Annotated in this window: 23 protein-coding genes and 1 pseudogene; 18 read left to right on the top strand and 6 right to left on the bottom strand. The window is 63.4% G+C overall.

Features of this window, described 5'->3' with window-relative positions; genetic code table 11:
- Window positions 1–79 precede the first annotated feature (79 nt).
- Both IVB28_RS27395 and IVB28_RS27390 read right to left on the bottom strand, forming a co-directional pair.
- Window positions 80–628, bottom strand: a complete 549-nt coding sequence (locus IVB28_RS27395) for a sigma-70 family RNA polymerase sigma factor (RefSeq protein ID WP_018316216.1) — start codon at window positions 626–628, stop codon at window positions 80–82.
- On the bottom strand, window positions 628–861 hold the full coding sequence (locus IVB28_RS27390; RefSeq protein WP_024337325.1) for a NepR family anti-sigma factor: 234 nt from the start codon (window positions 859–861) through the stop codon (window positions 628–630). The genes IVB28_RS27395 and IVB28_RS27390 overlap by 1 nt, the downstream gene beginning before the upstream one ends.
- Window positions 862–1092: 231 nt before the next feature.
- Here IVB28_RS27390 and IVB28_RS27385 point away from each other — a divergent pair, with 231 nt between their 5' ends.
- A complete protein-coding gene (locus IVB28_RS27385) occupies window positions 1093–1899 on the top strand; it encodes a response regulator (RefSeq protein ID WP_247530359.1) in 807 nt (268 codons plus the stop codon).
- Between the two features lie 83 nt (window positions 1900–1982).
- Here the strand turns inward: IVB28_RS27385 and IVB28_RS27380 are convergent, their stop codons facing one another.
- Window positions 1983–2831 (bottom strand): energy transducer TonB, encoded by an 849-nt coding sequence (locus IVB28_RS27380; RefSeq protein WP_247530357.1) that lies wholly within the window; start codon window positions 2829–2831, stop codon window positions 1983–1985.
- Window positions 2832–3017: 186 nt separating this feature from the next.
- Between IVB28_RS27380 and IVB28_RS27375 the strand changes: the two genes are divergently transcribed.
- The 13 genes from IVB28_RS27375 to IVB28_RS27315 all read left to right on the top strand — a co-directional run bounded on the left by IVB28_RS27375 (window position 3018) and on the right by IVB28_RS27315 (window position 17000).
- Entirely contained in the window at window positions 3018–3617 is a 600-nt protein-coding gene (locus IVB28_RS27375; RefSeq protein ID WP_247530355.1) for a nuclear transport factor 2 family protein, read from the top strand.
- Between the two features lie 355 nt (window positions 3618–3972).
- Entirely contained in the window at window positions 3973–5112 is a 1140-nt protein-coding gene (locus IVB28_RS27370; protein ID WP_247530352.1) for a patatin-like phospholipase family protein, read from the top strand.
- A 57-nt stretch (window positions 5113–5169) separates the two neighbouring features.
- A complete protein-coding gene (locus tag IVB28_RS27365) occupies window positions 5170–7251 on the top strand; it encodes a tetratricopeptide repeat-containing protein (RefSeq protein WP_247530351.1) in 2082 nt (693 codons plus the stop codon).
- Window positions 7252–7605: 354 nt separating this feature from the next.
- On the top strand, window positions 7606–8028 hold the full coding sequence (locus IVB28_RS27360; RefSeq protein ID WP_247530349.1) for a hypothetical protein: 423 nt from the start codon (window positions 7606–7608) through the stop codon (window positions 8026–8028).
- A 122-nt stretch (window positions 8029–8150) separates the two neighbouring features.
- Window positions 8151–10028, top strand: a complete 1878-nt coding sequence (gene htpG / locus IVB28_RS27355; RefSeq protein WP_247530347.1) for a molecular chaperone HtpG — start codon at window positions 8151–8153, stop codon at window positions 10026–10028.
- 127 nt (window positions 10029–10155) lie between these two features.
- Window positions 10156–10440: a DUF3551 domain-containing protein gene (locus IVB28_RS27350; RefSeq protein ID WP_247530345.1), complete on the top strand. Its 285-nt coding sequence runs from the start codon at window positions 10156–10158 to the stop codon at window positions 10438–10440.
- Between the two features lie 32 nt (window positions 10441–10472).
- Complete coding sequence (locus tag IVB28_RS27345; protein ID WP_247530401.1) at window positions 10473–10742, top strand: DUF3551 domain-containing protein; 270 nt, start codon at window positions 10473–10475, stop codon at window positions 10740–10742.
- A 221-nt stretch (window positions 10743–10963) separates the two neighbouring features.
- The gene (locus IVB28_RS27340; RefSeq protein ID WP_247530344.1) at window positions 10964–12772 is read left to right on the top strand and encodes a long-chain-acyl-CoA synthetase; all 1809 of its coding nucleotides are present in this window, start codon (window positions 10964–10966) and stop codon (window positions 12770–12772) included.
- 141 nt (window positions 12773–12913) lie between these two features.
- Window positions 12914–13159: an acyl carrier protein gene (locus IVB28_RS27335; RefSeq protein WP_015688794.1), complete on the top strand. Its 246-nt coding sequence runs from the start codon at window positions 12914–12916 to the stop codon at window positions 13157–13159.
- Complete coding sequence (locus tag IVB28_RS27330; RefSeq protein WP_247530342.1) at window positions 13146–14528, top strand: fatty acid--CoA ligase family protein; 1383 nt, start codon at window positions 13146–13148, stop codon at window positions 14526–14528. The genes IVB28_RS27335 and IVB28_RS27330 overlap by 14 nt, the downstream gene beginning before the upstream one ends.
- Window positions 14521–15246 (top strand): SDR family NAD(P)-dependent oxidoreductase, encoded by a 726-nt coding sequence (locus tag IVB28_RS27325; RefSeq protein WP_247530340.1) that lies wholly within the window; start codon window positions 14521–14523, stop codon window positions 15244–15246. Before IVB28_RS27330 ends, IVB28_RS27325 begins: the two co-directional genes overlap by 8 nt.
- Window positions 15247–15371: 125 nt before the next feature.
- On the top strand, window positions 15372–15581 hold the full coding sequence (locus tag IVB28_RS27320) for a hypothetical protein (protein WP_247530338.1): 210 nt from the start codon (window positions 15372–15374) through the stop codon (window positions 15579–15581).
- A gap of 273 nt (window positions 15582–15854) precedes the next feature.
- Window positions 15855–17000 (top strand): DUF3095 domain-containing protein, encoded by a 1146-nt coding sequence (locus IVB28_RS27315; RefSeq protein WP_247530336.1) that lies wholly within the window; start codon window positions 15855–15857, stop codon window positions 16998–17000.
- 137 nt (window positions 17001–17137) lie between these two features.
- On the opposite strand, the pseudogene IVB28_RS29540 reads toward IVB28_RS27315, so the two are convergent.
- The 3 genes and pseudogenes from IVB28_RS29540 to IVB28_RS27305 form a co-directional block, all read right to left on the bottom strand.
- Window positions 17138–17318, bottom strand: a pseudogene (locus tag IVB28_RS29540) (DUF2147 domain-containing protein); the annotation flags it as partial.
- Between the two features lie 95 nt (window positions 17319–17413).
- Complete coding sequence (locus IVB28_RS27310; RefSeq protein ID WP_247530334.1) at window positions 17414–18799, bottom strand: MATE family efflux transporter; 1386 nt, start codon at window positions 18797–18799, stop codon at window positions 17414–17416.
- Between the two features lie 84 nt (window positions 18800–18883).
- On the bottom strand, window positions 18884–19411 hold the full coding sequence (locus IVB28_RS27305) for a GNAT family N-acetyltransferase (RefSeq protein ID WP_247530332.1): 528 nt from the start codon (window positions 19409–19411) through the stop codon (window positions 18884–18886).
- Window positions 19412–19654: 243 nt separating this feature from the next.
- On the opposite strand from IVB28_RS27305, the gene IVB28_RS27300 reads away from it, so the two are divergent.
- The 4 genes from IVB28_RS27300 (at window position 19655) to IVB28_RS27285 (ending at window position 21870) form a co-directional block, all read left to right on the top strand.
- On the top strand, window positions 19655–20251 hold the full coding sequence (locus IVB28_RS27300) for a superoxide dismutase (RefSeq protein WP_028139981.1): 597 nt from the start codon (window positions 19655–19657) through the stop codon (window positions 20249–20251).
- 236 nt (window positions 20252–20487) lie between these two features.
- Window positions 20488–21099, top strand: a complete 612-nt coding sequence (locus IVB28_RS27295) for a permease (RefSeq protein WP_247530330.1) — start codon at window positions 20488–20490, stop codon at window positions 21097–21099.
- A complete protein-coding gene (locus IVB28_RS27290) occupies window positions 21096–21596 on the top strand; it encodes a hypothetical protein (RefSeq protein ID WP_247530329.1) in 501 nt (166 codons plus the stop codon). The genes IVB28_RS27295 and IVB28_RS27290 overlap by 4 nt, the downstream gene beginning before the upstream one ends.
- A 43-nt stretch (window positions 21597–21639) precedes the next feature.
- Complete coding sequence (locus tag IVB28_RS27285; RefSeq protein ID WP_247530326.1) at window positions 21640–21870, top strand: hypothetical protein; 231 nt, start codon at window positions 21640–21642, stop codon at window positions 21868–21870.
- Window positions 21871–21872: the final 2 nt, after the last annotated feature.

Genomic DNA, 21872 nt, shown 5'->3' with positions numbered 1-21872 from the left:
CGTAGCCCGCCTTCGGCGTCAGACGCACGCGAAGGCGGCCGTGGCACGGCCGTCTTCGTTCGTCTCGGTCCCTTGGCCGTCAGCCGCCGCTGCCGCCGATCACGGCCCGCACGGTCTCGTCAGGCCCGAAATCCTCGGCGCCATCGACATAGAGCAGCGCGGCGAGCTTCGAGCGGGCGCGGTTCACGCGGCTCTTGATCGTGCCGACCGCACAGCCGCAGATCGAGGCCGCATCCTCGTAGGAGAAGCCGGAGGCGCCGACCAGGATCAACGCTTCACGCTGATCCTGCGGAAGCTTGTCGAGGGCCGTTCGAAACTCCTCGAACTCGAGATGAGCGTTTTGCGAGGGCTGTGTCTTCAGCGTCTTGGCGTAATTGCCTTCGGCATCCTCGACCTCGCGCCGCCGCTTGCGATAGTCGGAGCGGAACAGGTTGCGCAGGATCGTGAACAGCCACGCCGGCAGGTTGGAGCCGGGCTGGAACGAGTCGATGTTGGCGAGCGCGCGGAGCAGCGTCTCCTGGACCAAATCGTCGGCGCGGTCCGCATTGCCGCTGAGTGAAATGGCGAACGCGCGCAGACTGGGCACGGCCGCCAGGATGTCGTTACGCAGGGAGTCGGTGAGAGGCATTAATCCCTCCCATTGTTGTTGTCGTTGGATCCGCCCTCATTTTCCACGTGGGGTGTCGCTCCCGGCGCATCAAGCTTCTTGATCAGTTCTGCGAACCGATCCGGAACACCTTGTCGCACGACATCATCATACATGGCGCGCAACTGATGGCCGATCCGCGACTGGATCTCCGGAGTGAGGCCTCCCTTGCCGGGGGTCGTGCTTCTGCTGGCTTGAGACTTGAGATCTTTCATGACCTGTTCCACGTTTCCCCGAGTTAAGTTACTGTAAGTTCGAGAAGTTTCTCAACCGGGAGCCGTTCCCTGGTTAGGCACAATTCCAGGTTCGATAAAAAGTTCCCCCCTTGGACGGAACTTTTCTTAGGGTGAGGCGTAATCAGCCCAGCAGGGGAACCCGGGCCCCCCGCGTGGCGCCTGACCTCAGGATTGCATCTCAAGGCCGGCCCGAACACGAATGGAGTGGGGATGTCCCGTTCACAGCTTGTTGCTGAACACTTGCCGTTGTTGCGCCGGTACGCACGCGCCCTGACAGGCAGCCAGGCCTCCGGTGACGCCTACGTCGCAGCCATGTTGGAAGCCATGCTGGGAGATCCGGCGGTGCTCGACGAGAGCCACGGGCCGCGCGCCGGCCTGTTCCGGCTGTTCACCCAGATCTGGAATTCGGTCTCCGTCAACGACGATTCGGAGGTGACGACCCTGCCGATGCCGCCAGAGCGGCGTCTGTCGAACATCACACCGCTGCCGCGGCAGGCCTTCCTGCTGCTGTCGCTGGAAGGATTCTCGGAAGAGGAAGTGGGCTATATCCTCGGTACTGACGTCGGCGAGACGCGGCGCCTTGCGGACGCCGCAGGCCGCGAGATGGCGGCGGAGATCGCGACCGACGTGCTGATCATCGAGGACGAGACCTTCATCGCCATGGACCTCGAGAGCCTGGTGAAGAATCTCGGCCATAACGTCGTCGGTGTCGCGCGCACCCACGCCGATGCGGTGGCGCTGGCCAAGAACAAGCGGCCCGGCCTGATCCTCGCCGACATTCAGCTCGCCGACGGCTCGTCGGGCCTGGACGCCGTCAACGAGCTGCTGCGCACCTTCGAAGTGCCGGTGGTGTTCATCACCGCCTACCCGGAGCGCTTCCTCACCGGCGAGCGGCCCGAGCCGGCGTTCCTGATCTCAAAGCCGTTCCAGCCCGCGATGGTGTCGGCGGTGGCGAGCCAGGCGCTGTTCTTCCAGCGCAACTCGCGCAATCGTGCGCCAAAGGCGCCGGCGGCGTAAGAGACCTGCATCGAACCAGAGGACGGCGCGTCGCAAGGCGCGCCGTTTTTGTATATGGCGGCGGAGCGTTGTCCTGCGATGCCTCAGCAGCCGCGGCAGATGCTGCGAAGCATCGAGTTTAGCTTTGTATCATCAGGTCCAGGGGATTTCGCATTCAGCTTGGCCTGGCCCTCGATCCAGGATTGGAGCGATTTCTCTCGTTCCGGAGACGGCGCCAAGTTCAATTGCGTCCCGTCGAAAGCCACGAGGACGGTCACCCTCTGCAGGTCGTCCTTCGCCTCGGCGGGCGGCTTCGGGAAAGGCACGGATCGCTCGACCATGGCCAGCGTCGCGGCATCCAGCGGCGCAAAGCCGGTGCTTTCCACCAACGCGCTTGAGATCAATTGGCCCGAGCGATCGACCACGAATGTGACCCCTGCATCGGCCCTTTGGCCCATCGCCTGCGAAGGAAACACCCTGTTGCGCCATACGTGCTCGGTGACTGCCTTGCGCCAGGCGGCCATAGCCTCGGACTCGGCCAAGCCGGAAGCCGGTGTGCTCAGCACCAGCCCGTTGGTTGGCACCTGGAATTGACGGCCGCTGAAGACAATCGGGACCACGTAAGAAAAAGTCTCTTCCTTCAGCTCCGAAGGCGGCTGCGGAAACGGTTGGGCGCGGGCGACGATCTCTAGCGCAGCATCGTCGAGCAGTCGCGAGCCGGTGCTCGCGGCGAGTGCTCGCGAGACCAATGTGCCGGACCGGTCGATGACGAAGCGAACCTTGGCCTCACCGGTTTGTCCGAGTGCCTGAGCCGGATACAGTCTGCTTTTGGCGATGTGTGCTGACAGCCTCGCCTTCCAGGCCCGGGCACTTTCGCTCCGCATATCTGTCTGCGCATGCGCGGGGAATGCCGCAAGCAATCCGAGAAGCGCGGCCAGCAAGGGAAATTTCATTTGCATGAGTGCGATATTAGTCGCGGTCCGGTTGATTGCAAGGCTCGTTGCTCGTGTCGCGGCTCTCGCTGTGGGCAATTCGAACGGCCGCAAAGCATCAGGCGCTTGACGGCAATCCAATTGCCCCGTTGATACGTCGAGCCGATCACATCCATCGCAGCGTCACGCCGCCGGGAGAAACGGATCATGGACCAGCAACTCCTCGATCGCCTCGCCATCCGCGACCTCGTCGAGAACTGGGCGGTGTGGCGCGACGCCGGCGACTGGGAGCGCTTTGCCACCGTTTGGCATGACGAGGGCTGGATGTCCGCGACCTGGTTTCAGGGGCCGGCGCGGGATTTCATGCGCGTCAGCCAGGAGGGCTTTGCCAAGGGCGTTCGCATCCTGCATTTCCTGGGCGGCACCAGCATCGATCTCGCAGGCGAGCGGGCGATCGCACAAACCAAGATGACGATCTCGCAGCGCGCCCCGGTGCACGACGTGCTCTGCGACGTCGTCTGCACCGGGCGCTTCTACGATTTCCTGGAGAAGCGGCACGGAAGATGGGGCATCGTCCGCCGCCAGCCGATCTACGAAAAGGACCGGATCGACCCGGTCGATCCCGCCGCGACCCTCCGTCTCGACCAGAAGGCGCTCGCCGCGCTACCCGAAGGTTACCGCCACCTCGCCTACATGCAGGAGCTGATCGGCTACAAGGTCAAGCGCGACATGCCGGGCCTGATCGGCGCCGAAGTGGAGAAGCTGTATGGCGATGGACGGACATGGCTCGCAGGCAAGGCCTCTTGACGCATCGAGCGATAGCAGGGCGCCGTTGCGTTTACGGTTACGCCGTCCCTTCGCCGGCAAACTCACAACGCAGCCGTGCGGAGCGGCTGGCGATTTTTTCTCTGATGATTTTTTCTGCACTTCCAGCCCGATGCAACGAACGAGCGTGAGGGCGGTCTGGCTTTTCTCGGCCTGTAATCTTGTTCACATACTTTAGGCTGTATTTCGTGCAAGATGGTTGAAGCCACCTGTTTTGAAGGTGCGACCGAATTTGATGCGGCGGCAGATTCCACAGCCGTCGCATACGAGAATATTTTGAACTATCGAATTGCTGCAGCTGGCGTCGCTAGCTGCTTTTGCAGCCTGGGAGGGCCGCATGCCCAAGACCAAGCAACAACATCTGGACGGGACGAACGGACCAAAGCGGATATTGGCTCTCGATGGAGGTGGGATACGCGGCATTCTCAGCCTCGAATATCTTGACGTCATGGAGCGGGAGTTCAGGAGGCGATTCAACAACCCGGAATTCCTGCTCTGCGACTATTTCGACCTCATCGGAGGCACGTCGACGGGGTCGATCATTGCGGCCGGTCTGGCCTGTGGATTGACTGTGGAGCAGCTCAAGAAGCTCTACACCGGGATCGGGACGGATGTTTTCCAGGCCGAGTTCTGGCGGCTCGGGCTGCTCGCGCCGAAGTTCAAATCTGAACCATTGCAAGATGCGCTCGATGAGCAACTCGGGGCAGATACGACGCTCGACAGCGAGCGCATCCGCACCGGCTTGATGATCATGACGAAGCGCCTCGACACCGGCGGCCCCTGGCCGCTGCACAACCATCCCGCCGCTCGATATGCCGCGCAGGACGGCCAGTTGCATTTGACCAAGGTGGTCCGGGCGAGCACGGCGGCACCGACTTATTTCAAGCCTCAGGAGATCGACATCTCCTCGCGTGAGGGAAAAATCGTCGCCGGCGCGTTCGTCGACGGCGGTGTGAGCCCTTTCAACGACCCTTCGTTGCAACTGCTGATGCTGGCCGCGCTCGACGGCCATGGTTTTCGCTGGCCAACCGGCAGAGACAAGTTGTTGCTGATCTCGATCGGCACGGGCACGTTCAAGAAGACCTACACGACGGCACAAATCACGGGCATGGCTGCGGCCGAGCAGGGCCTGCGATCGTTGCAATCCCTCATGGACGATTGCGGGCGCGTCAATCAGACGATGCTGCAATGGCTGGCGAACTGCCTGACGCCATCGGCGATCGACCGCGCTGTGGGGGATATGAAGCTGGACAGCCAGAGCGGCCCGCAACTGGCGACCTATGCACGCTATAACGTGCTCCTGGAGCCCGGCTGGCTGAAGACCACGGTCAAGCTCGACCTTGCGCCGGAAGCTGTCGCGAAGATCGCGGCGATGGATGATCCCAACAATCTCGCGGACCTTGCCAACATCGGGCGGCTTGCCGCAAAGGAGCAGGTCAAGCCGGAACACTTTCCGCGTTGCTTCGATGTGAGCTGATCCGGCGGCGGCCGGTGCTCAGGCGGTGCTCCTGATCCAGATCCGAGGATGTTAGTCATGGAAGTCACGCGCGCTTTCATCGTTCGTCCCTTCGGCACGCAGGGCGGCATCGATTTCGATCGGGTGGAAAGGGATCTTATCGCACCTGCGCTCAAGGCCGCCGGTATCGAAGGCCGCACCACGCTCGAGATCACGCGGCAGGGCAATATTCGCGAGGATATGTTCAGGCTGCTGGTGCTCTCGGATCTGGTGATCGCCGACCTCTCCATTCACAACGCCAATGTGTTCTACGAGCTTGGTATCCGGCACGGTTTGCGCGATCGGCACACCCTGCTGATGCGCGCCAAGGGCACGCAGGACAAGTATCCCTTCGATCTTCAGACCGATCGATATGGTCAATACGATCCGGCGGACCCTGCCGCGGCGCTCCCTGGCTTTATCGAGTCGCTCAAGGCAACACTTGCCGACACCGACAAGGACAGCCCTGTCTTCAAGTTGCTCCCGCGTCTGACGCCGCACGACCGGGCCGCGCTCATGGTCGTTCCGTTCGATTTCCAGGAAGAGGTCGAGATCGCGCAAAAGGCTGGTCGCGCCGGCGACCTGCGGCTGCTCGCCCAGGAGGTCCGCGGTTTCGAATGGGGGAGCGCGGGACTGCGGATTGTTGGCGACGCGCAATTTCGGATCAAGGCCTTCGCCGGAGCCAAGGAGACGTTCGAACTGCTCCGGGGGCTGGACAGCAACGATCTTCAGGCCAACTACCGCCTGGGCACGATCTATCAGAAGCTGGCGGCCAGGGCCCTTGGTGCCGATTCAAAGCTCGACTGCATCACGCGCTCAGAACAGGCGATCAACCGGGTACTCGCCCGCACGATGCCGCCGAATGATCGCGATGAGACGCCCAAGGAATCGGCGGAGCGGCGGTTTCACCGCGCCGAAGGACATTCACTGCTGGGGAGCAACGCCAAGACGCGATGGATTGACGACTGGCAGGCCGCAGCGTCTCGCGACGCGCAACGCGAGGCGGCCCTCCGCTCTGCGCATCTTGCCTCCGCCATCCAGCATTATCTCGATGGCTTTGCCGAAGATCTGGACAGCTTCTATGCGGGGATCAATGCGCTTGCGATGCTGACGGTCCAGATCAGTCTCGCCAGGGCGCTCCCCGACATCTGGGCTGAAAATTTTGAGGACGGAGACGCGCCGATCATCGCTCTCAAGGCGAGCGAACGCCGCGCCAGCCGTCTTGCAGCGGCGCTCCACCTGGCCGTCGGCAACGATGACAAGGTGATGCGGAAGGGCGAGAAATTCGACGTCTGGAAGGAAATCAGCCGTGCGGACCTGTCGTTCCTCACGGCCGAGAAGCCGGCCCAAGCTGGGAACGCCTATCGAAGGGGCTTGGCAAATGTGGGCCCGTTCGAAATCGATGCGGCGCGGCGCAATCTCCTGCTGTTTCGCGAACTCGGAGTGCTGTCGGCAAATGTCGAAGCCGCACTGAGGGAGATGAACCAGGCTGCGCCGGATAAACCCGCGGCGCTGCCCGTGCGAGTTATCCTTTTCACGGGCCATATGCTGGACACGCCCCGCCGGGACAAGAACGACCCGCGTTTTCCCAACACGCCCGAGGCCGTGGCCGCGGCGCGCAAGATGATCGAAAAAGCGGTCAAGGACGAGATGAACGAGAATGGCGGCGTTGCGTTCGGCATCGCAGGCGGGGCCTGCGGCAGCGATATCCTGTTCCACGACGTCTGCAACGCGCTCAACGTCCCCACGCAGCTCTTGCTGGCCTTGCCGGAGGCCCAGTTTCAGGCGGAATCGGTCAATCACGGAGGGGTCGATTGGGTGATGCGATACCAGCAACTCTGCCAGCGCGTGAACCCTCGCGTGCTTGCCGAATCCAAGGATTTGCCGCGCTGGCTCTCCGGCAAGAAGGGTTACGACATCTGGCAGCGGAATAATCTCTGGATGATGTTCAACGCCCTCGCCGCCCAAGCGCGCTACCTGACGCTGGTCGCGCTCTACAATCGCGAGAAGGACCCCGACGGCCCCGGGGGAACGGCGCATCTCGTGACGGTGGCGGCGGACTGGGGATTCAAGACCGTCGAACTCGACGCGCAACAATTGCTGAAGGCCGGCGGTACGTAAGGCTGAGCCAAGCCGCGATCTGGCTTGATCTCTGCCGCTCAGGGGGCGGCGAAAACATGGAGGTGTTTCATCGCCTTCCACCCTTGCGTCGAGTGGGGCGGCGACGGGGCGCAAAAAAGCAGGGCGCGACTGGCATCACCACAGTCGCGCCCTACGTCGCCGGCTTATGGGGCAGGGGGGAATAGCCGGCTGTTGAGACGACTCCCGGCCGCGCGAGTCGTTCCCGGCCTTGCCAAATTTTTTGCTCGGCTGCTGCATTTGGCGCACACGGTTAAGTGATCGTAACCGCCAAGAACCCCCGGTCCTCCGCCCGCGTTGTTCCCGCGATCGCCATGGGGCGAGGGGTCGATAGCCATGTCACAGATTCATAAGGTATTTTTGGGCGCCCTCGCGATTGCCGCAACGCTGGGTGCCGCGCAATTGGCCTCCGGCCACGATCTCGCCGACCGCTGGCAGGCTGTCGCCGATCTACCTAGCCATAGCTCGAACTACGCACCCAGCCATAATGTAAATCGTGTCGGCAAGGCGGACCGCCTTGCCGAGATCAAGCAGGGGCCGGTTCCTACCCGCACCGTCTCAATGCGGCTGAACGACCTCGCCGATACCTCGGTGCTGCTGCGGGTTCCCGCCGCGATCGAGACCGGCAACGCTAAGCCGCCGATGCTGCTCCAGAACCAGAAGAAGGTCCGCAACAAGCCGACGATCGCCTGCGAGCCGATGGTCAGCTCCCTGACCGAGGTCGCAAAGCTGCTTCAGCCCGGCCGCTGCGTGACTTGATCCGCGGGGCGCCGGACCAGGCGTTCGTCTGCCGAGAGCACGATTGTTCATGTCCACTTGATCCTCCGTACGCTCGCGTTATATCCCGGGTTTCTTTCCCTTCGTTTTGACCGGGTAAACGCATGACGACGTCAGACACGGCTGTGCATACGCAGCCCTTCCAGGCCGAAGTTTCCGAACTTCTGCACCTCATGGTGCACTCCGTCTATTCCGAGACCGACATCTTCCTGCGCGAGCTTGTCTCCAACGCCTCCGACGCCTGCGACAAGCTGCGCTATGAGGCGATCGCCACCCCGGCCCTGCTGGGCGAAGGCGATGCACTCAAGATCCGCATCATCCCGAACAAGACGGCCGGAACGCTCACGATCACCGATAACGGTATCGGCATGGAGCGGCAGGAGTTGATCGACCATCTCGGTACCATCGCCCGCTCCGGCACCAAGGCGTTCGTGTCGAAGCTGAAGGAGGCCAAGGACGGCCTCGGCTTGATCGGCCAGTTCGGCGTCGGCTTCTATTCCGCCTTCATGGTCGCCGAGAAGATCGTCGTCGTCAGCCGCCGCGCCGGTGAGAGCGACGTCTGGACCTGGACATCCTCCGGCGGCTCCGGCTTCGAGATCGCCCGCGCCAGTGACGAGGAGGCGGCCCGCCTGACGCGCGGCACCGAGATCGTTCTGCACCTGAAGGACGATGCCAAGAAATATCTCGAGAGCTACGAGATCGAGCGCATCGTCGGTGCCTATTCCGACAATATTCTGTTTCCCATCGAGCTCGTGCCGGAAGAAGGCGAGCCGCGCCAGATCAATTCGGCAAGTGCGCTGTGGCAGCGCTCGAAATCCGAGCTGAACGCGGACGACTACAAGAAGGCCTATCAGCAGATCGCGTCCGCCTTCGACGATCCCGCGATGACGCTGCATTACCGCGCCGAGGGCCGCTATTCCTATGCTGTGCTGCTGTTCGCGCCATCGACCAAGCCGTTCGACCTGTTCGAGCCGAACCGCAAGGGCCGGGTGAAGCTTTACGTCCGCCGTGTCTTCATCACCGATGATGCGGATCTGTTGCCGGGCTATCTCCGCTTCATCCGAGGCGTCGTCGACAGCGAGGATCTTCCGCTCAACATCTCTCGCGAGATGCTCCAGAACAATCCGCAGCTCGCGCAGATCCGCAAGGCGGTGGCGACCCGGGTTGTGTCGGAGCTCGAAAGCCTCGCCGAAAAGGATCCGGACAATTTCGCCAAGATCTGGGACGCCTTCGGCGCGGTGCTGAAGGAAGGCATCTACGAAGACTTCGAACGCCGCGAAAAATTGCTGGCGCTATCGCGCTTCACCACGACGTCCGGCGAGAAGCGGTCGTTGAAGCAGGTCATCGCCGACTTCAAGCCGAACCAGACCGAGATCTACTATCTCGTCGGCGACAGCATCGAGCGGCTGAAGTCCAATCCGCGGCTCGAGGCCGCAACCGCGCGCGGCATCGAGGTGCTGCTGCTATCCGATCCCGTCGACGCGTTCTGGACCTCGATGCCATCGGAGTTCGACGGCAAGCCGCTGAAATCGCTGAGCCAGGGCGATCTCAATCTCGACCTGATCCCGCGCGTCGACGACAAGGACGAGGCGAACAAGGACGAGCCGGCCGCGGACGAAGGCGCCACCATCGCCGTGATCAAGGCCGCGCTCGGCGAGCGCGTCAGCGACGTCAAGGCTTCGACGCGCCTCACCAGCTCCGCGTCCTGCCTCGTCGCCGACAGCCAGGGCCCGAGCCGTGAGCTCGAGCGCATCCTCGCGCAGCAGAACCGCGGCATGAAGACCAAGCCGATCCTGGAGATCAATCTGCGCCATCCGCTGGTGACTGCAATCACCAAGGCGCAAGCGGGCTCCAAGGCGGTCGACGATCTCAGCCTGCTCCTGCTCGAACAGGCGCAGATCCTGGACGGCGAATTGCCGGAAGATCCCGCGGCGTTTGCGGCGAGGCTGAACCGTTTGGTGTTGCAGGGGCTCGGCGCATAGCGCCGCAGCCCGCAGCGCTCACCTTGCCGTCATCTGTCCCTAGGAACAGTCGCAACCGGCCTGGTGTTATGTCATAGGAGGCCGTCGGCATCAGGCCCGCCGACGCCGTCGATTCAAGGATCTGTCCATGCGCATGTTGATTTTGCCCCTCGCCGCGATTACGGCGCTGTTCGTCGCGGCAGATGCCAGCGCCCAGACCTACGATCCGCGCTATCCGGTGTGCATGCACGTTTACACGCCCGGCGGCGGCTTCGGCGGCGGTGGCGGCGACTATTTCGACTGCTCTTTCACCTCGCTGCCGCAGTGCCGCGCGACCGCGTCGGGCCGCTCGGCGAGCTGCGACGTCAATCCCTATTACGCCTTCGACCAGCCGCCGCAGCAGCCCCGCCGGCGCCACAAGAAGGTGCAATAGGACCCGTGATGCAGCGTACCGGAATACTGTTCATGCGTTTCGCGTTCAGCCTGATCGTGGCCGCCGGCGCACTGCTCACGGCCGCGCCGTCGCATGCGCAGACCTTCGATCCGCGTTACCCCGTCTGCATGCACGTTTACTCAGGTGCGAACGGGGGAGGCGGGGAGTGGTACGACTGCTCCTTCACCTCGTTGCCGCAGTGCCGCGCCACTGCAACGGGTCGCTCCGCGATCTGTGACCTCAATCCCTACTACCCGGTCAATGCAGCGCCGCAGCGCTTGCGTCAGAGGCGAACCGGTTAGCGCGGGACGGCGCGGCGTTTCAGCTTCGCCGTACGGCGCTGCTGCTTTTGATGTCCGACAATTTCGCCACCTTGCGCCAGCGGCCTCGCGCACGGATCCCGCCGGCTTTGTAAGGGATGACTAGAGTTAATCGCGCACTAAGCGGCCTTTACCCTGTCTCTTAACACCTGGGCAGGCCGCGCGAGCTAAGCTGCCGGGACCAGCAGACACGTTCCGAAAGAATGAACGGCATGACGACCGGTGTCATCGAGCAACCCAAAACCGCGCGCCCGCCTTCGGCTTCAAAGATCTGGCTGAAGGCCATCGAGCTCACCGCGCGGATCGAGACGCTGCCGGGGCGCCTGTTCGCCGACGTCATTGACGATTGGGCGCAGCGTCAACCCGACCGTGTCGCGCTGGTCACCGATGAGACAAGTCTCGACTATTCAGGTTTGTCGAAGCGCATCAATCGCTACGCGCGCTGGGCGCGCTCGGTCGGCGTGGCCAAGGGTGATACTGTTGCGTTGATCATGCCGAACGGCATCGACTATATCGCGGCATGGCTCGGCATCAGCCGGGTCGGCGGTGTGGTCGCACTCCTCAACACCAAGCTGGTCGGGCCCTCGCTCGCGCATTGCATCGACGTCGCCAAGCCCAGGCATATCATCGTGGCGCATGAGCTGACGGAGACACTGAAGAGTTCAACACCGCATCTGAAGACCGAGGCCAAGGTCTGGACGCATGGCGATGCCCGCGGCGATCGCGCCATCGATCTGGCGGTGCTGGACGACGCCCCTCTTTCGCCGCAGGAGCGCGGCGAGGTCAGCATCGACGACCGTGCGCTGCTGATCTACACCTCGGGCACGACAGGCCTGCCGAAGGCCGCCAGCATCAGCCACCGCCGCATTCTCAACTGGGGCTTCTGGTTCGCCGGCCTCACCAGCGCGAGCCCGCAAGATCGGCTCTATGATTGCCTGCCCTTGTTCCACTCGGTTGGTGGCATCGTCGCGCCATGCAGCATGCTGGCTGCCGGCGGGTCAGTAGTGATTGCGGAAAAATTCTCGGCCTCGCATTTCTGGTCCGATGTCGTCCATCACGACTGCACGCTGTTTCAATATATCGGAGAGCTCTGCCGTTATTTGCTCAAGGCGCCGCCGTCCGAATACGAGAACCGTCATCGTCTCCGCCTCGTCTGCGGCAACGGCCTGCGCGGCGACATCTGGGATGACTTTCAGACGCGTTTCGCCATTCCCCGTATCCTCGAATTCTATGCGGCGACGGAAGGCAATTTCTCGCTGTTCAACGTCGAGGGCGAGCGAGGGGCGATCGGCCGCGTCCCGCCGCTGCTAGCGCATCGCTTTCCCGCGAACCTGGTCAAGCTCGATCCCGACAGCGGCCTGCCGCTGCGCAATGACGAGGGATTTTGCCTCGCCTGTGCCCGCGGCGAGGCCGGCGAAGCCATCGGCCGCATCGGCACCGCCGATGAAGGCGGTGGCCGCTTCGAGGGCTACACCGACACCGGCGAAACCGAGAAGAAGATCCTTCGCGATGTCTTTGCCAAAGGCGATGCCTGGTTTCGCACCGGCGATCTGATGCGGATCGACGATAAGGGATTCTTCCACTTCGTCGATCGCATCGGGGACACGTTCCGCTGGAAAGGCGAGAACGTCGCGACCTCGGAAGTGAACGACGCGATGCGCGACTTCAGCGGCGTGGTCGACGCGACCACCTACGGTGTCAGCATCTCCGGCACTGACGGCCGCGCTGGCATGAGCGCGATCGTCGTCAACGAGGGCTTCGATATTGCGACATTGCCTGCACATCTCGCGCAGTGCCTGCCGGCCTATGCACGCCCCGTCTTCATCCGCATCTCCAGCGATATCGATGCGACCGAGACGTTCAAGCAGAAGAAAGGCGATCTCGTTCGAGAGGGCTTCGATCCCGCCGCGATCTCCGATCCGCTGTTCATGGTGGATTCGAGATCCGGAGCCTATGTCCCGCTGGACGCCGCGGCCTATGCGCGGATCCTGGACGGCTCGATCAGGCTGTAGATCCCGTAAAAATCGGCAGATAGGTCCAATTTTATCTGAATTGTCCAAGAAGCCATTTACTTCTCTCGGGTAAACAAGCCGCCATGGGGAGGCGGCCAGCAAGAGCCGCCGCAACAGCAACGATAACAACGCGAGCCAGCCATGTCGGTAAGGTCTAAGGTCATCGAGGCGATCCAGCAGATCGCCAAGGAGCAGCACGTCACGCTTCCCGCTCTTTCGGACGATCTGTCCCTGCACGAGACGGGCTTCGACTCGCTCGCCTTCGCCATCCTCGTCGCGCGTCTCGAGGACGAGACCGGCGTCGACCCCTTCACCATTTCCGAGGACGCAGCATTCCCCGCCACGGTGGGCGATTTCGTGCGGGCCTACGAAAATGTCCCCGCGTGAAATCTTCGCGCTCCGCGACCATCTCGGCGCGGAGCTGACCGGCCGAACGATCTCCGATGCGCACGATGTCGTGTCGCTGACCGACATCCTGTCGCACACGGTTCTAGGCGGCCGCCTGCGCGAGCTGTCGGGTCGTGCCGTGCTGCTCAAATTGTCGGACCAGCTCCGGTCGGGCCTTGCCATGATCGAGCTCGACGGCATCGCCCGTCGCATGCTGCTCTGTCCACCCGACCTCAACCCGGCCCATCTTGAGGCGCTGATCGCCGATGCCGGGATCGATGCGGTTGTCACTGACGAGCCCGACGGCTGGGCCGACACGGGCATCACGCTCATCGTCACTGCGCAATTGCCGCTTGAAGCCACCGCGCCGGCCAAGTCCGAGCGCGCCACGGAATGGCTGATGCTGACGTCGGGCACTTCAGGCGTGCCGAAAGTCGTCGGCCACACGCTGGAAGCGCTCACCGGGGCGATCGTTGCCGAAGGGCCCGCGCGTGGCCCGGCGCCGGTCTGGGCGACCTTCTACGACATCCGCCGCTATGGCGGCCTGCAGATCTTCCTCCGCGCCATCCTTTCCGGTGGCTCGATGGTGTTGTCGGACCCGCATGAGGCGCTCGGTGATCACGTCGCGCGGCTGAAGGCGCATGGCGTTTCGCACATCTCCGGCACGCCTTCACACTGGCGCAAGCTCCTGATGAGCGGTTCGGCTACGCAATTCGCTCCTCGCTACGTCCGCCTCTCCGGCGAAATCGCCGACCAGGCGGTGCTCGACGGTCTCAAGGCGGCATTTCCCAATTCCTCCGTTGGTCATGCCTATGCCTCGACCGAAGCCGGCGTCGGCTTCGCCGTGAATGACGGGCTGGAGGGCTTTCCGGCCGACTATCTCGGCAATCGCAACGGCGTCGAGATGAAAGTGGTCGACGGCTCGCTTCGTATCCGTTCGACGCGCACTGCGCATGCCTATGTCGGCCGCAGCGCTGCGGCGCTTACCGATGGCGATGGATTTATCGACAGCGGCGACATCGTCGAGCTGCGCGGCGACCGTTATTACTTCGTCGGCCGCCGCGGCGGCATCATCAATATCGGTGGGCTGAAGGTCCATCCCGAGGAGATCGAGGCGGTGATCAACCGCCATCCCGACGTGCGGATGTCGCGGGCCAAGTCGCGGAAGAGCCCGATCACCGGCGGTATCGTGGTTGCCGACGTGATCCTCACTGAGGGCACCGATCCCGCGCGCGCGAAAGATATCCGTGACCAGATCCTGGACCGGTGCCGCGCCCAGCTCGCCTCCCACAAGGTGCCGGCAGTGATCCGCTTCGTCGAGGCGCTCGATGTCACCCCGGCCGGAAAACTGGCGCGAACCGATGCATAACAACGTTCTCGTCACTGGCGGAAGTCGCGGCATCGGTCTTTCGATCGGCAAGCGCCTGGCTGGCGCCGGCTACAACGTGATCGCGGCGGCGCGGGGCGAGAGCGAAGAGCTCAAAGCTGCGGTTGCCGTCTCCGAAGGGCGCCTGCATTTCCGCGCCTGCGACCTTGCGGTGATTGACGCCATTCCGGCCTTTGCAAAACTGGTGCGCGACGAATTCGGCCCCGTCTACGGCCTCGTCAACAATGCCGGCCTCGGCACCGAGGGCCTGCTTGCCACCATGCACAATTCCGCGATCGAGGCGCTCGTGCAGCTCAACGTGCTGTCGCCGATCATCCTCACCAAATATGTGGCGCGGCAGATGATGGCGGACGGGGCAGGCCGCATCATCAACATCTCCTCGATCATTGCGACCACCGGTTATAACGGCCTGTCCGTCTATGGCGCGACCAAGGCCGCTGCCACCGGCTTCACCCGCTCGCTGGCGCGCGAAGTCGGCAAGCTCGGCATCACCGTGAACGCCATCGCGCCGGGCTTCATCGACACCGAACTCACGCACAATCTTTCCGACGAGGCGCGCAAGCGCATCGCGGGCCGCAGCGCGCTGCGCCGCCTTCCTGAGACGGACGACGTCGCGCGGATGGTGGAATATTTGCTCGGCGAGGGCGGCCGCAATGTCACCGGGTCCGTGTTCACTGTCGACGCCGGGAATACGGCATAAGGGGAACTCTGCCACCACGATTGCGTTGATCCAGCACATGACATTCAGCCGGATTTGGTCATAAGATGCCCCGCAATCGATTGGGTTACGTCAATCGATCTGCCCTAATCGATAGGGAGCAGTCCATGGCCATGCCTGACGTAACGGCTTCAAATCAGGGACGGACGGAGCAATCCCGCGCGAAGCCGGCTGATGCCCACTGCCCGCCGATGACACATCAGAATTCCGGCAGTCACGGCCATGAAATGTACCCGCAGCAATTCGTACGCCTGGTCGGCTGCTACGATGCGTCTCTCGATAGTTTGCGCAAGCGTCAGGACGAGAAGCTGCACTAGCGGGTGTTCGCGCTCGGAGTCCGTTGCTTTGCAGTGCTCGTAGGGTGGCAAAGCGTAGCGTGCCCACCACCTCATCTGTCCTGGTGACACATGGTGGCACGGCGCTTTGCGCCTTTGCCCACCTACGAGAACTGCGGCATTGCAGGCGCGGCCTGATCTTGTTGTCCGGGCCGGTTTCGGCCAAAGATTGCAAGGGCCCGCCCGCTGGCGAACCCGGATCGATCCTCCCTCGTATCTCGTTCGGACCCGCATTCTAACCATCCAGTATCCCCGATGACCTCAGGCGAATCCTTCTATGGCGGCATTCCCGTCTTCCGCGGCTTTACCAGCCTGATGGACCCGGCGCTCTATGCGCCGCTCCCGGACGATTGGAGCATCGGCATTGCCGACATCGTCGATTCGACCAAGGCGATCGCGGCGCAGCGCTACAAGGCGGTCAACATGGCGGGTGCGGCCGTGATCGCGGCGGTGACGAACGCGCTGGAGGGACGCGAATTCCCCTTCGTGTTCGGCGGCGACGGCGCGAGTTTTGCGGTCGCGCCTTCCGATCTCGAGCCTGCCCGCGAGGCGCTGGCCGCGACCGCGACCTGGGTGCGGGAAGATCTCGATCTGACGATGCGGGTCGCGCTGGTGCCGGTCAGCGCGATCCGCGCACAAGGCCTCGACGTGCGCGTCGCACGCTTCGGCCCCTCGGCGAACCTGTCCTACGCAATGTTCTCCGGCGGCGGGCTCGCCTGGGCCGACGCTGCGATGAAGCGGGGGGATTTTGCCGTCCCCGAAGCGCCGGCGGGCACGCAGCCCGATCTCTCCGGCCTGTCCTGCCGCTTCGAGGTGATACCGGCCTCACGTGGACTGATCCTGTCCGTTCTGGTGATGCCCGCTCGGGGCGTCGATCCGCATGCCTTCCGCAAAGTGATCGAGGACATCATCCACCTTGTCGAACGCAGCCCGGATGGTGCGCGCCCGGTGCCGCCGCAAGGGCCGCCGCTGAAATGGCCGCCGCAGGGGCTCGACTTCGAGGCCCGCACCAAGCGCGGCGGTCCGCTGCTGGCGCGCCGCGCCAGCGCGCTGGCCTATACGCTGTTCGTCTACCTGATCATGCGCTTCGACCTTAACGTCGGCGGCTTCGTGCCAAATGTCTACAAACGTCAGGTGGTCGAGAACTCGGATTTCAGGAAGTATGATGACGGCCTGCGCATGATCCTCGACTGCACGCCGGAGCTCGAACGCGCGCTGAGCGACCGTCTCGCGATTGCGGCACGTAATGGCGTCGTGCGCTATGGCCTCTATCCGCAGGACGCCGCCATGATGACCTGCTTCACGCCCTCGGTGTTGCGCAGCGATCACGTCCACTTCATCGACGGTGCGCGGGGCGGCTACGCCTCGGCGGCAACCGCGCTGAAGGCGATGATGGCCTAAAGCGCGACGCGATCAGGATGAATCGCTATCGCGCTTTAGGTTATTGTTTAAGCGTGATCTTTTCGGAAAACCGCTGCGCACTTTTCCGGATCATGCTTTAGAGCGACGCTCGCGCCCGGGACAAGAAGGTCACACAAGTCGTAGGGATCGCGCAGCCAGACGATGTGGCCACATATGCCGCCGCCGCATTTGCTGATCTTGACGCGCGCATCACCTGCCTGGGTGTCAACATGTCCCATCGGCGTTCTGCGCACGAGCGGCAGATGCGCCAACAAGCGCGGCGAGGAGGACGATGAGAGCAGCGAATCCGGAAGTCATGGAGACGGCCTGGAAAAATGGAGCGCCTCCCTGGCAGGCCGACGCGATAGTGCAACGCTGGCTGGAATCACATCCCTGCGCTTACCTGCCTGCGCTCATTTGCCCCAGCGCGCGAAGGCGACCGAGGCCGCAGTCGACAGGCCGAACACGACCATGGCACCGCCGACCAGCGCGAACAACGTCCAGGCCGGCGCCTGAGCCATCATCAGGCCGATGCCGCCGATCGCAACCATCAGAAGGCGCGCGGTGGATGCCAGCACGGGCCCGCCGACGCGCGCCGCACCTTGTGAGGAGAAGTAGAGCGACACGCCTATGCCGAAGAACACGAAGGCCGGGCCGGCCCAATGGAAATAGCTGTGGGCGGCGGCGGAGACGCCCGCATCCCGCGTGAAGAGCGCGACCCACAGCGAGGGATCGAGCGCGATGACGAGCCCGACCAGGCCGACCGTGAGTCCGGAGGCCGCAGCTGCAGTCCAGGCCACACGCCGCGCGCGCTTTACGTGTCCCGCGCCCATCGCCACGCCGACCATCGGCACCGAGGCGATGCCAAAGGCGAAGGTGATGGGGATCAGCAGAAATTCCAGCCGCGAGCCGATGCCGTAACCCGCCAGCATCTCGGTGCCGAAGGTCGCGAGAATTTTTGTGAAGACCAGAATGGTGAGAACGGTCTGAAGCGGTGACAAACACGCCACCGCGCCCACTTTAAGAATGTCCAGGAACATCGCGCGCTCGAAATGAAACGCGCGAAGGTTCAGCGGCAGCCGGCTGCGGCCGGACGCGAGATACCAGAGCAAGAAGATCGCAGCGCAGCTGAACGCGATCAATTGGCCGCTGGCGACGCCCGGCATGCCGTATTGCTTCACGCCGAACAGACCGAGCCCCAGCGTGCCGCCGAGCGCGATCTGGAGCACGCTCCCCCCGATCAGCGTCATCGAGGGCAGGCGCATGTCGCCGGTGCCGCGGATCACCGAGGCCAGCGTGTTGACGAGCCAGATCGCGACCGCACCGGAGAACAGCACCTGCGAATAGCCGCTGGCCTCCTCCAGCACGTGATCGCGGCCGCCGAGCAGCGCGAACAACGAGCGGCCGAAGACGAGCATCATCACTGTGAAGAACAGCCCGCCGCAGAGGCCGATGATGGCGGCATGCAGCGCCAGCGTCGCGGCGCGGTCCCGATCGCCTGCGCCGAGCGCGCGGCTGATCGCGGAGGAGACGCCGCCGCCCATCGCGCCTGCGCTCATCATCTGCGTCAGCATGGCGAACGGAAACACCAGCGCGATCGCGGCGAGCGGAATGGTGCCGAGCCGGCCGATATAGGAGGTCTCGGCGATCGCAACCAGCGTGCTGCCGACCATCGCGATCATGTTGGGTATCGCGAGCCGCAGCAACGTGGGCAGGATCGGCGCCGTCAGCAGGCTCGCAATGGGGGAGGCAACCGGGGCACGCTGGGGCTCGGCGTCTAGGATGGCGTCGATCGTCATGTGTCACCGGACGGAATTTTAGATGATGATCGACATATTATAGGGGCAGGTAGGCCCCGGCGGCAGCCTCACCTCACGCAGGGGTCACCACGGCAGGCCGCATAGGTCGATGGTGCCCAAGGTCGGCGCCCGGACGATGTTGAAGACATAGGGCGGCATGTGGGTGAACCGGATTCGCCCCTCCGGTTGCTCGCAATAGACCTCGCCCTCGAATGGCAGCCAGCTCCGGGCCGCGTAGAACGGGGCGTTGTGCGGCTCGCAGAACAAGAGTGCGAACCGGACCGCCTCGTTCGCGCGCATGGTGTGCACGGCCGCGTCGATTGCCATGGTCGCGTAGCCGCGACCGCGCCGGTCCTCGCGGGTGCAGACTCCGCCAATGCCGCCAATGTGCACCTTCTGTCCATTCCAGGTCGCGGTGCGGAAGTAGATGCCGACATGGCAGACCAGGCCGTCCTCGGGCGTTTCGATCAGCACGCGCAGATCGGCATGGGCCCATTTGACGTGAGCCCAGGGCTTGTCGGCGATCATATGCGGTCCCCAAACTGCCTGATGCAGCGGCTCCGCGATCGGCCACGAGGCGTCGCCGTTCAGGATGTCGATCTCGACGCTCATTGCTTCGGCTCTCGCATGTTCGGTTCGCGGTGCATTCGTTCTGTCATAACCGGTTCAAAGGCAATGATATTTTGCTGCGACCGGCCTGGCCTGGGTGATCGTCCGCCGCCTGCCGGCTTTATGCAATCGTGCCAAGCGGCCGCATCACGTGTTTTCGCAACTTGACGGTATTTAACGGCCGCGGAACGTTCTATAAGGGGTGACCGTTAGAACTCGTTCCCCACCAGTTGCGGACAAGAAACCATGACCTTTACGCTGCCCCCACTCCCTTACGCCTATGACGCCCTCGGCCAGTTCATGTCGAAGGAGACGTTGGAATTCCACCACGACAAGCATCATCAGGCCTACGTCACCAACGGCAACAACGCGCTCAAGGGGACCGAATGGGAAGGCAAGTCCCTTGAAGAGATCGTCAAGGGCTCGTTCGGCAAGAACCCCGCTGTGTTCAACAATGCCGGCCAGCACTACAACCACATCCACTTCTGGAGCTGGATGAAGCCCAATGGCGGCGGCACCAAGCTGCCGGGCAAGATCGAGAAGAAGATCAACGAGGACCTCGGCGGCTTCGAGAAGTTCAAGACTGACTTCCAGGCAGCCGGCGTCGGCCAGTTCGGCTCCGGCTGGTGCTGGCTCCAGGTCAAGAACGGCAAGCTCGAAATCTCCAAGACCCCGAACGGCGAGAATCCGCTGGTGCACGGCGCCACCCCGATCCTCGGCTGCGACGTCTGGGAGCATTCCTATTACATCGACTATCGCAACCGCCGTCCGGACTATCTCAAGGCGTTCGTCGAGAATCTCGTGAACTGGGAATACGTCGAGTCCCTGTTCGAGAAGGCGTAGATCAATCACCGTCATCCCTGGGCGATGCGAAGCATCGAACCCGGGATCTCGAGATTCCGGGTCCGGCTTCGCCGCCCCGGAATGACGGCAACTAAGGCGGTCGCATGCGCGGCCGCCTTTTTGCTGTGCGGAATTGCCCTGCGCGGCGCGCGCATGGGTCTGTCGTCCTACCGTTTGCATCCGTGGAACACCGCCCTTAATCAGGACGGACGTCACCCTCGAGCCCATCGAGCCCGTTGTCAGAACCTTTCCCGAAAGACCCGGCGCCTGCCGAGGACGCGGACTCCGAGCCGCGGCCGGGGCGCGTGCGCAAGCCGATCGGCTGGTCAACCATCATCATCGCAGCGCTGGTCGCAATGAGTGCGGCACTGGTCTGGCGGCGTGACGGCACCGACGGCGTTCTCGACATTCTCACCCACGACCTCTCGCTGTTCTCAGGCATCCTGCCGCGTGTGCTGGCCGGTTGCCTGCTAGGGGCATTCATCTCCGAAATCCTGCCGCACGAAAAAGTGTCGCGCTCGCTCGGGCCGAAGTCTGGCCTGAAGGGGCTTTTGATCGGCACCGCCTTCGGCGCGATCCTGCCCGGCGGTCCCTTCACCGCATATCCCGTGGCGAGCGCGCTGCTAGCTGTAGGCGCCGATTTCGGCGCCACCATCGCCATGGTCGTGAGCTGGACCTTGATCGGCTATGGCCGGGCGGTGGCCTGGGAAATCCCGATCATGGGCACTGACTTCACGCTGTGGCGGATCCTGATCTCGTTGCCGCTGCCGGTGCTGGCCGGCGCGCTCGGCCGCTTCGTCTACGTCAGGATGTATCCGAAGCCTGCCACCAAGGACGACGAGACGTGAGCGCGGCGCTTCTGATCGACATCCTACTGTGGGGCTCGGTCTTCGGCGTCGGCCTGATCGCCTTCCGCCGTGGCCCCCCAGTGTTCAAGGTCTCGCTGCGCGAAGGCTCAATGGATTTCATCAACATCGTGCCGCGGATCGCGCTCGGTGTGATCGGCTCCGGCTACATCGCCGCCATCATCCCGCAGGAGGTGATCACCGGCTGGCTCGGACCGGACAGCGGCTGGCTGGGCGTCGCGACGGCTGTGGTTGCGGGTGCCGCCACCCCCGGCGGGCCCGTGATCGGCTTCTCCATCGGCACGGTCGCGCTGAAGTCGGGCGGCGGAGTACCGCAGGTGGTCGCCTATGTCGTCGCCTGGGCGCTGTTTGCCTTCCAGCGGGTGATCTTGTGGGAAATCCCGTTCATGCCGGCCCGTTTCGTCTGGTTCCGCTGTGCCGTCTCGGTGCCATTTCCGTTCGTCGCAGCCGCCATAGCGATGGTGATCGGGAAGCCGTGAGCGCGACGTGGACAGTGGTAATGTTATAATATAACGTCCAGGCATGGTTCCCGCCGCGTCCCACGCTCATCATCACGACCACGCTCATGGCCATTCTCATGACCACGGGCATTCGCATGGGCACGCCCACGCCCATGTCCATGATGCAGCCTCGCCACATCCCGCCCAGGCAGCGCCCTGGTCGATCCTGCGCATGACCATGGGCGCGCGCCTCGCGGCGGCGCTCGTGGTATGTGCGGTGCTCTGGGGCGTGGTCTTCCTGGCGATGAGGTGACC

Source organism: Bradyrhizobium sp. 199, from assembly GCF_023073355.1.
GTDB lineage: Bacteria > Pseudomonadota > Alphaproteobacteria > Rhizobiales > Xanthobacteraceae > Bradyrhizobium.
This window is presented reverse-complemented; position numbering and strand designations above follow the sequence as displayed.

Excerpts from the sequence above, each read along its gene's own strand:
- IVB28_RS27375 (WP_247530355.1), top strand. The coding sequence starts at position 3,018 with ATGGACCAGCAACTCCTCGATCGCCTCGCCATCCGCGACCTCGTCGAG.
- IVB28_RS27325 (WP_247530340.1), top strand. The coding sequence starts at position 14,521 with ATGCATAACAACGTTCTCGTCACTGGCGGAAGTCGCGGCATCGGTCTT.
- IVB28_RS27395 (WP_018316216.1), bottom strand. The coding sequence starts at position 628 with ATGCCTCTCACCGACTCCCTGCGTAACGACATCCTGGCGGCCGTGCCC.
- IVB28_RS27335 (WP_015688794.1), top strand. The coding sequence starts at position 12,914 with ATGTCGGTAAGGTCTAAGGTCATCGAGGCGATCCAGCAGATCGCCAAG.
- IVB28_RS27340 (WP_247530344.1), top strand. The coding sequence starts at position 10,964 with ATGAACGGCATGACGACCGGTGTCATCGAGCAACCCAAAACCGCGCGC.
- IVB28_RS27310 (WP_247530334.1), bottom strand. The coding sequence starts at position 18,799 with ATGACGATCGACGCCATCCTAGACGCCGAGCCCCAGCGTGCCCCGGTT.
- IVB28_RS27285 (WP_247530326.1), top strand. The coding sequence starts at position 21,640 with ATGGTTCCCGCCGCGTCCCACGCTCATCATCACGACCACGCTCATGGC.
- IVB28_RS27350 (WP_247530345.1), top strand. The coding sequence starts at position 10,156 with ATGCGCATGTTGATTTTGCCCCTCGCCGCGATTACGGCGCTGTTCGTC.
- IVB28_RS27365 (WP_247530351.1), top strand. The coding sequence starts at position 5,170 with ATGGAAGTCACGCGCGCTTTCATCGTTCGTCCCTTCGGCACGCAGGGC.
- IVB28_RS27330 (WP_247530342.1), top strand. The coding sequence starts at position 13,146 with ATGTCCCCGCGTGAAATCTTCGCGCTCCGCGACCATCTCGGCGCGGAG.
- IVB28_RS27305 (WP_247530332.1), bottom strand. The coding sequence starts at position 19,411 with ATGAGCGTCGAGATCGACATCCTGAACGGCGACGCCTCGTGGCCGATC.
- IVB28_RS27300 (WP_028139981.1), top strand. The coding sequence starts at position 19,655 with ATGACCTTTACGCTGCCCCCACTCCCTTACGCCTATGACGCCCTCGGC.
- IVB28_RS27370 (WP_247530352.1), top strand. The coding sequence starts at position 3,973 with ATGCCCAAGACCAAGCAACAACATCTGGACGGGACGAACGGACCAAAG.
- IVB28_RS27385 (WP_247530359.1), top strand. The coding sequence starts at position 1,093 with ATGTCCCGTTCACAGCTTGTTGCTGAACACTTGCCGTTGTTGCGCCGG.
- IVB28_RS27315 (WP_247530336.1), top strand. The coding sequence starts at position 15,855 with ATGACCTCAGGCGAATCCTTCTATGGCGGCATTCCCGTCTTCCGCGGC.
- IVB28_RS27320 (WP_247530338.1), top strand. The coding sequence starts at position 15,372 with ATGGCCATGCCTGACGTAACGGCTTCAAATCAGGGACGGACGGAGCAA.
- IVB28_RS27390 (WP_024337325.1), bottom strand. The coding sequence starts at position 861 with ATGAAAGATCTCAAGTCTCAAGCCAGCAGAAGCACGACCCCCGGCAAG.
- htpG (WP_247530347.1), top strand. The coding sequence starts at position 8,151 with ATGACGACGTCAGACACGGCTGTGCATACGCAGCCCTTCCAGGCCGAA.
- IVB28_RS27345 (WP_247530401.1), top strand. The coding sequence starts at position 10,473 with ATGCGTTTCGCGTTCAGCCTGATCGTGGCCGCCGGCGCACTGCTCACG.
- IVB28_RS27360 (WP_247530349.1), top strand. The coding sequence starts at position 7,606 with ATGTCACAGATTCATAAGGTATTTTTGGGCGCCCTCGCGATTGCCGCA.
- IVB28_RS27380 (WP_247530357.1), bottom strand. The coding sequence starts at position 2,831 with ATGAAATTTCCCTTGCTGGCCGCGCTTCTCGGATTGCTTGCGGCATTC.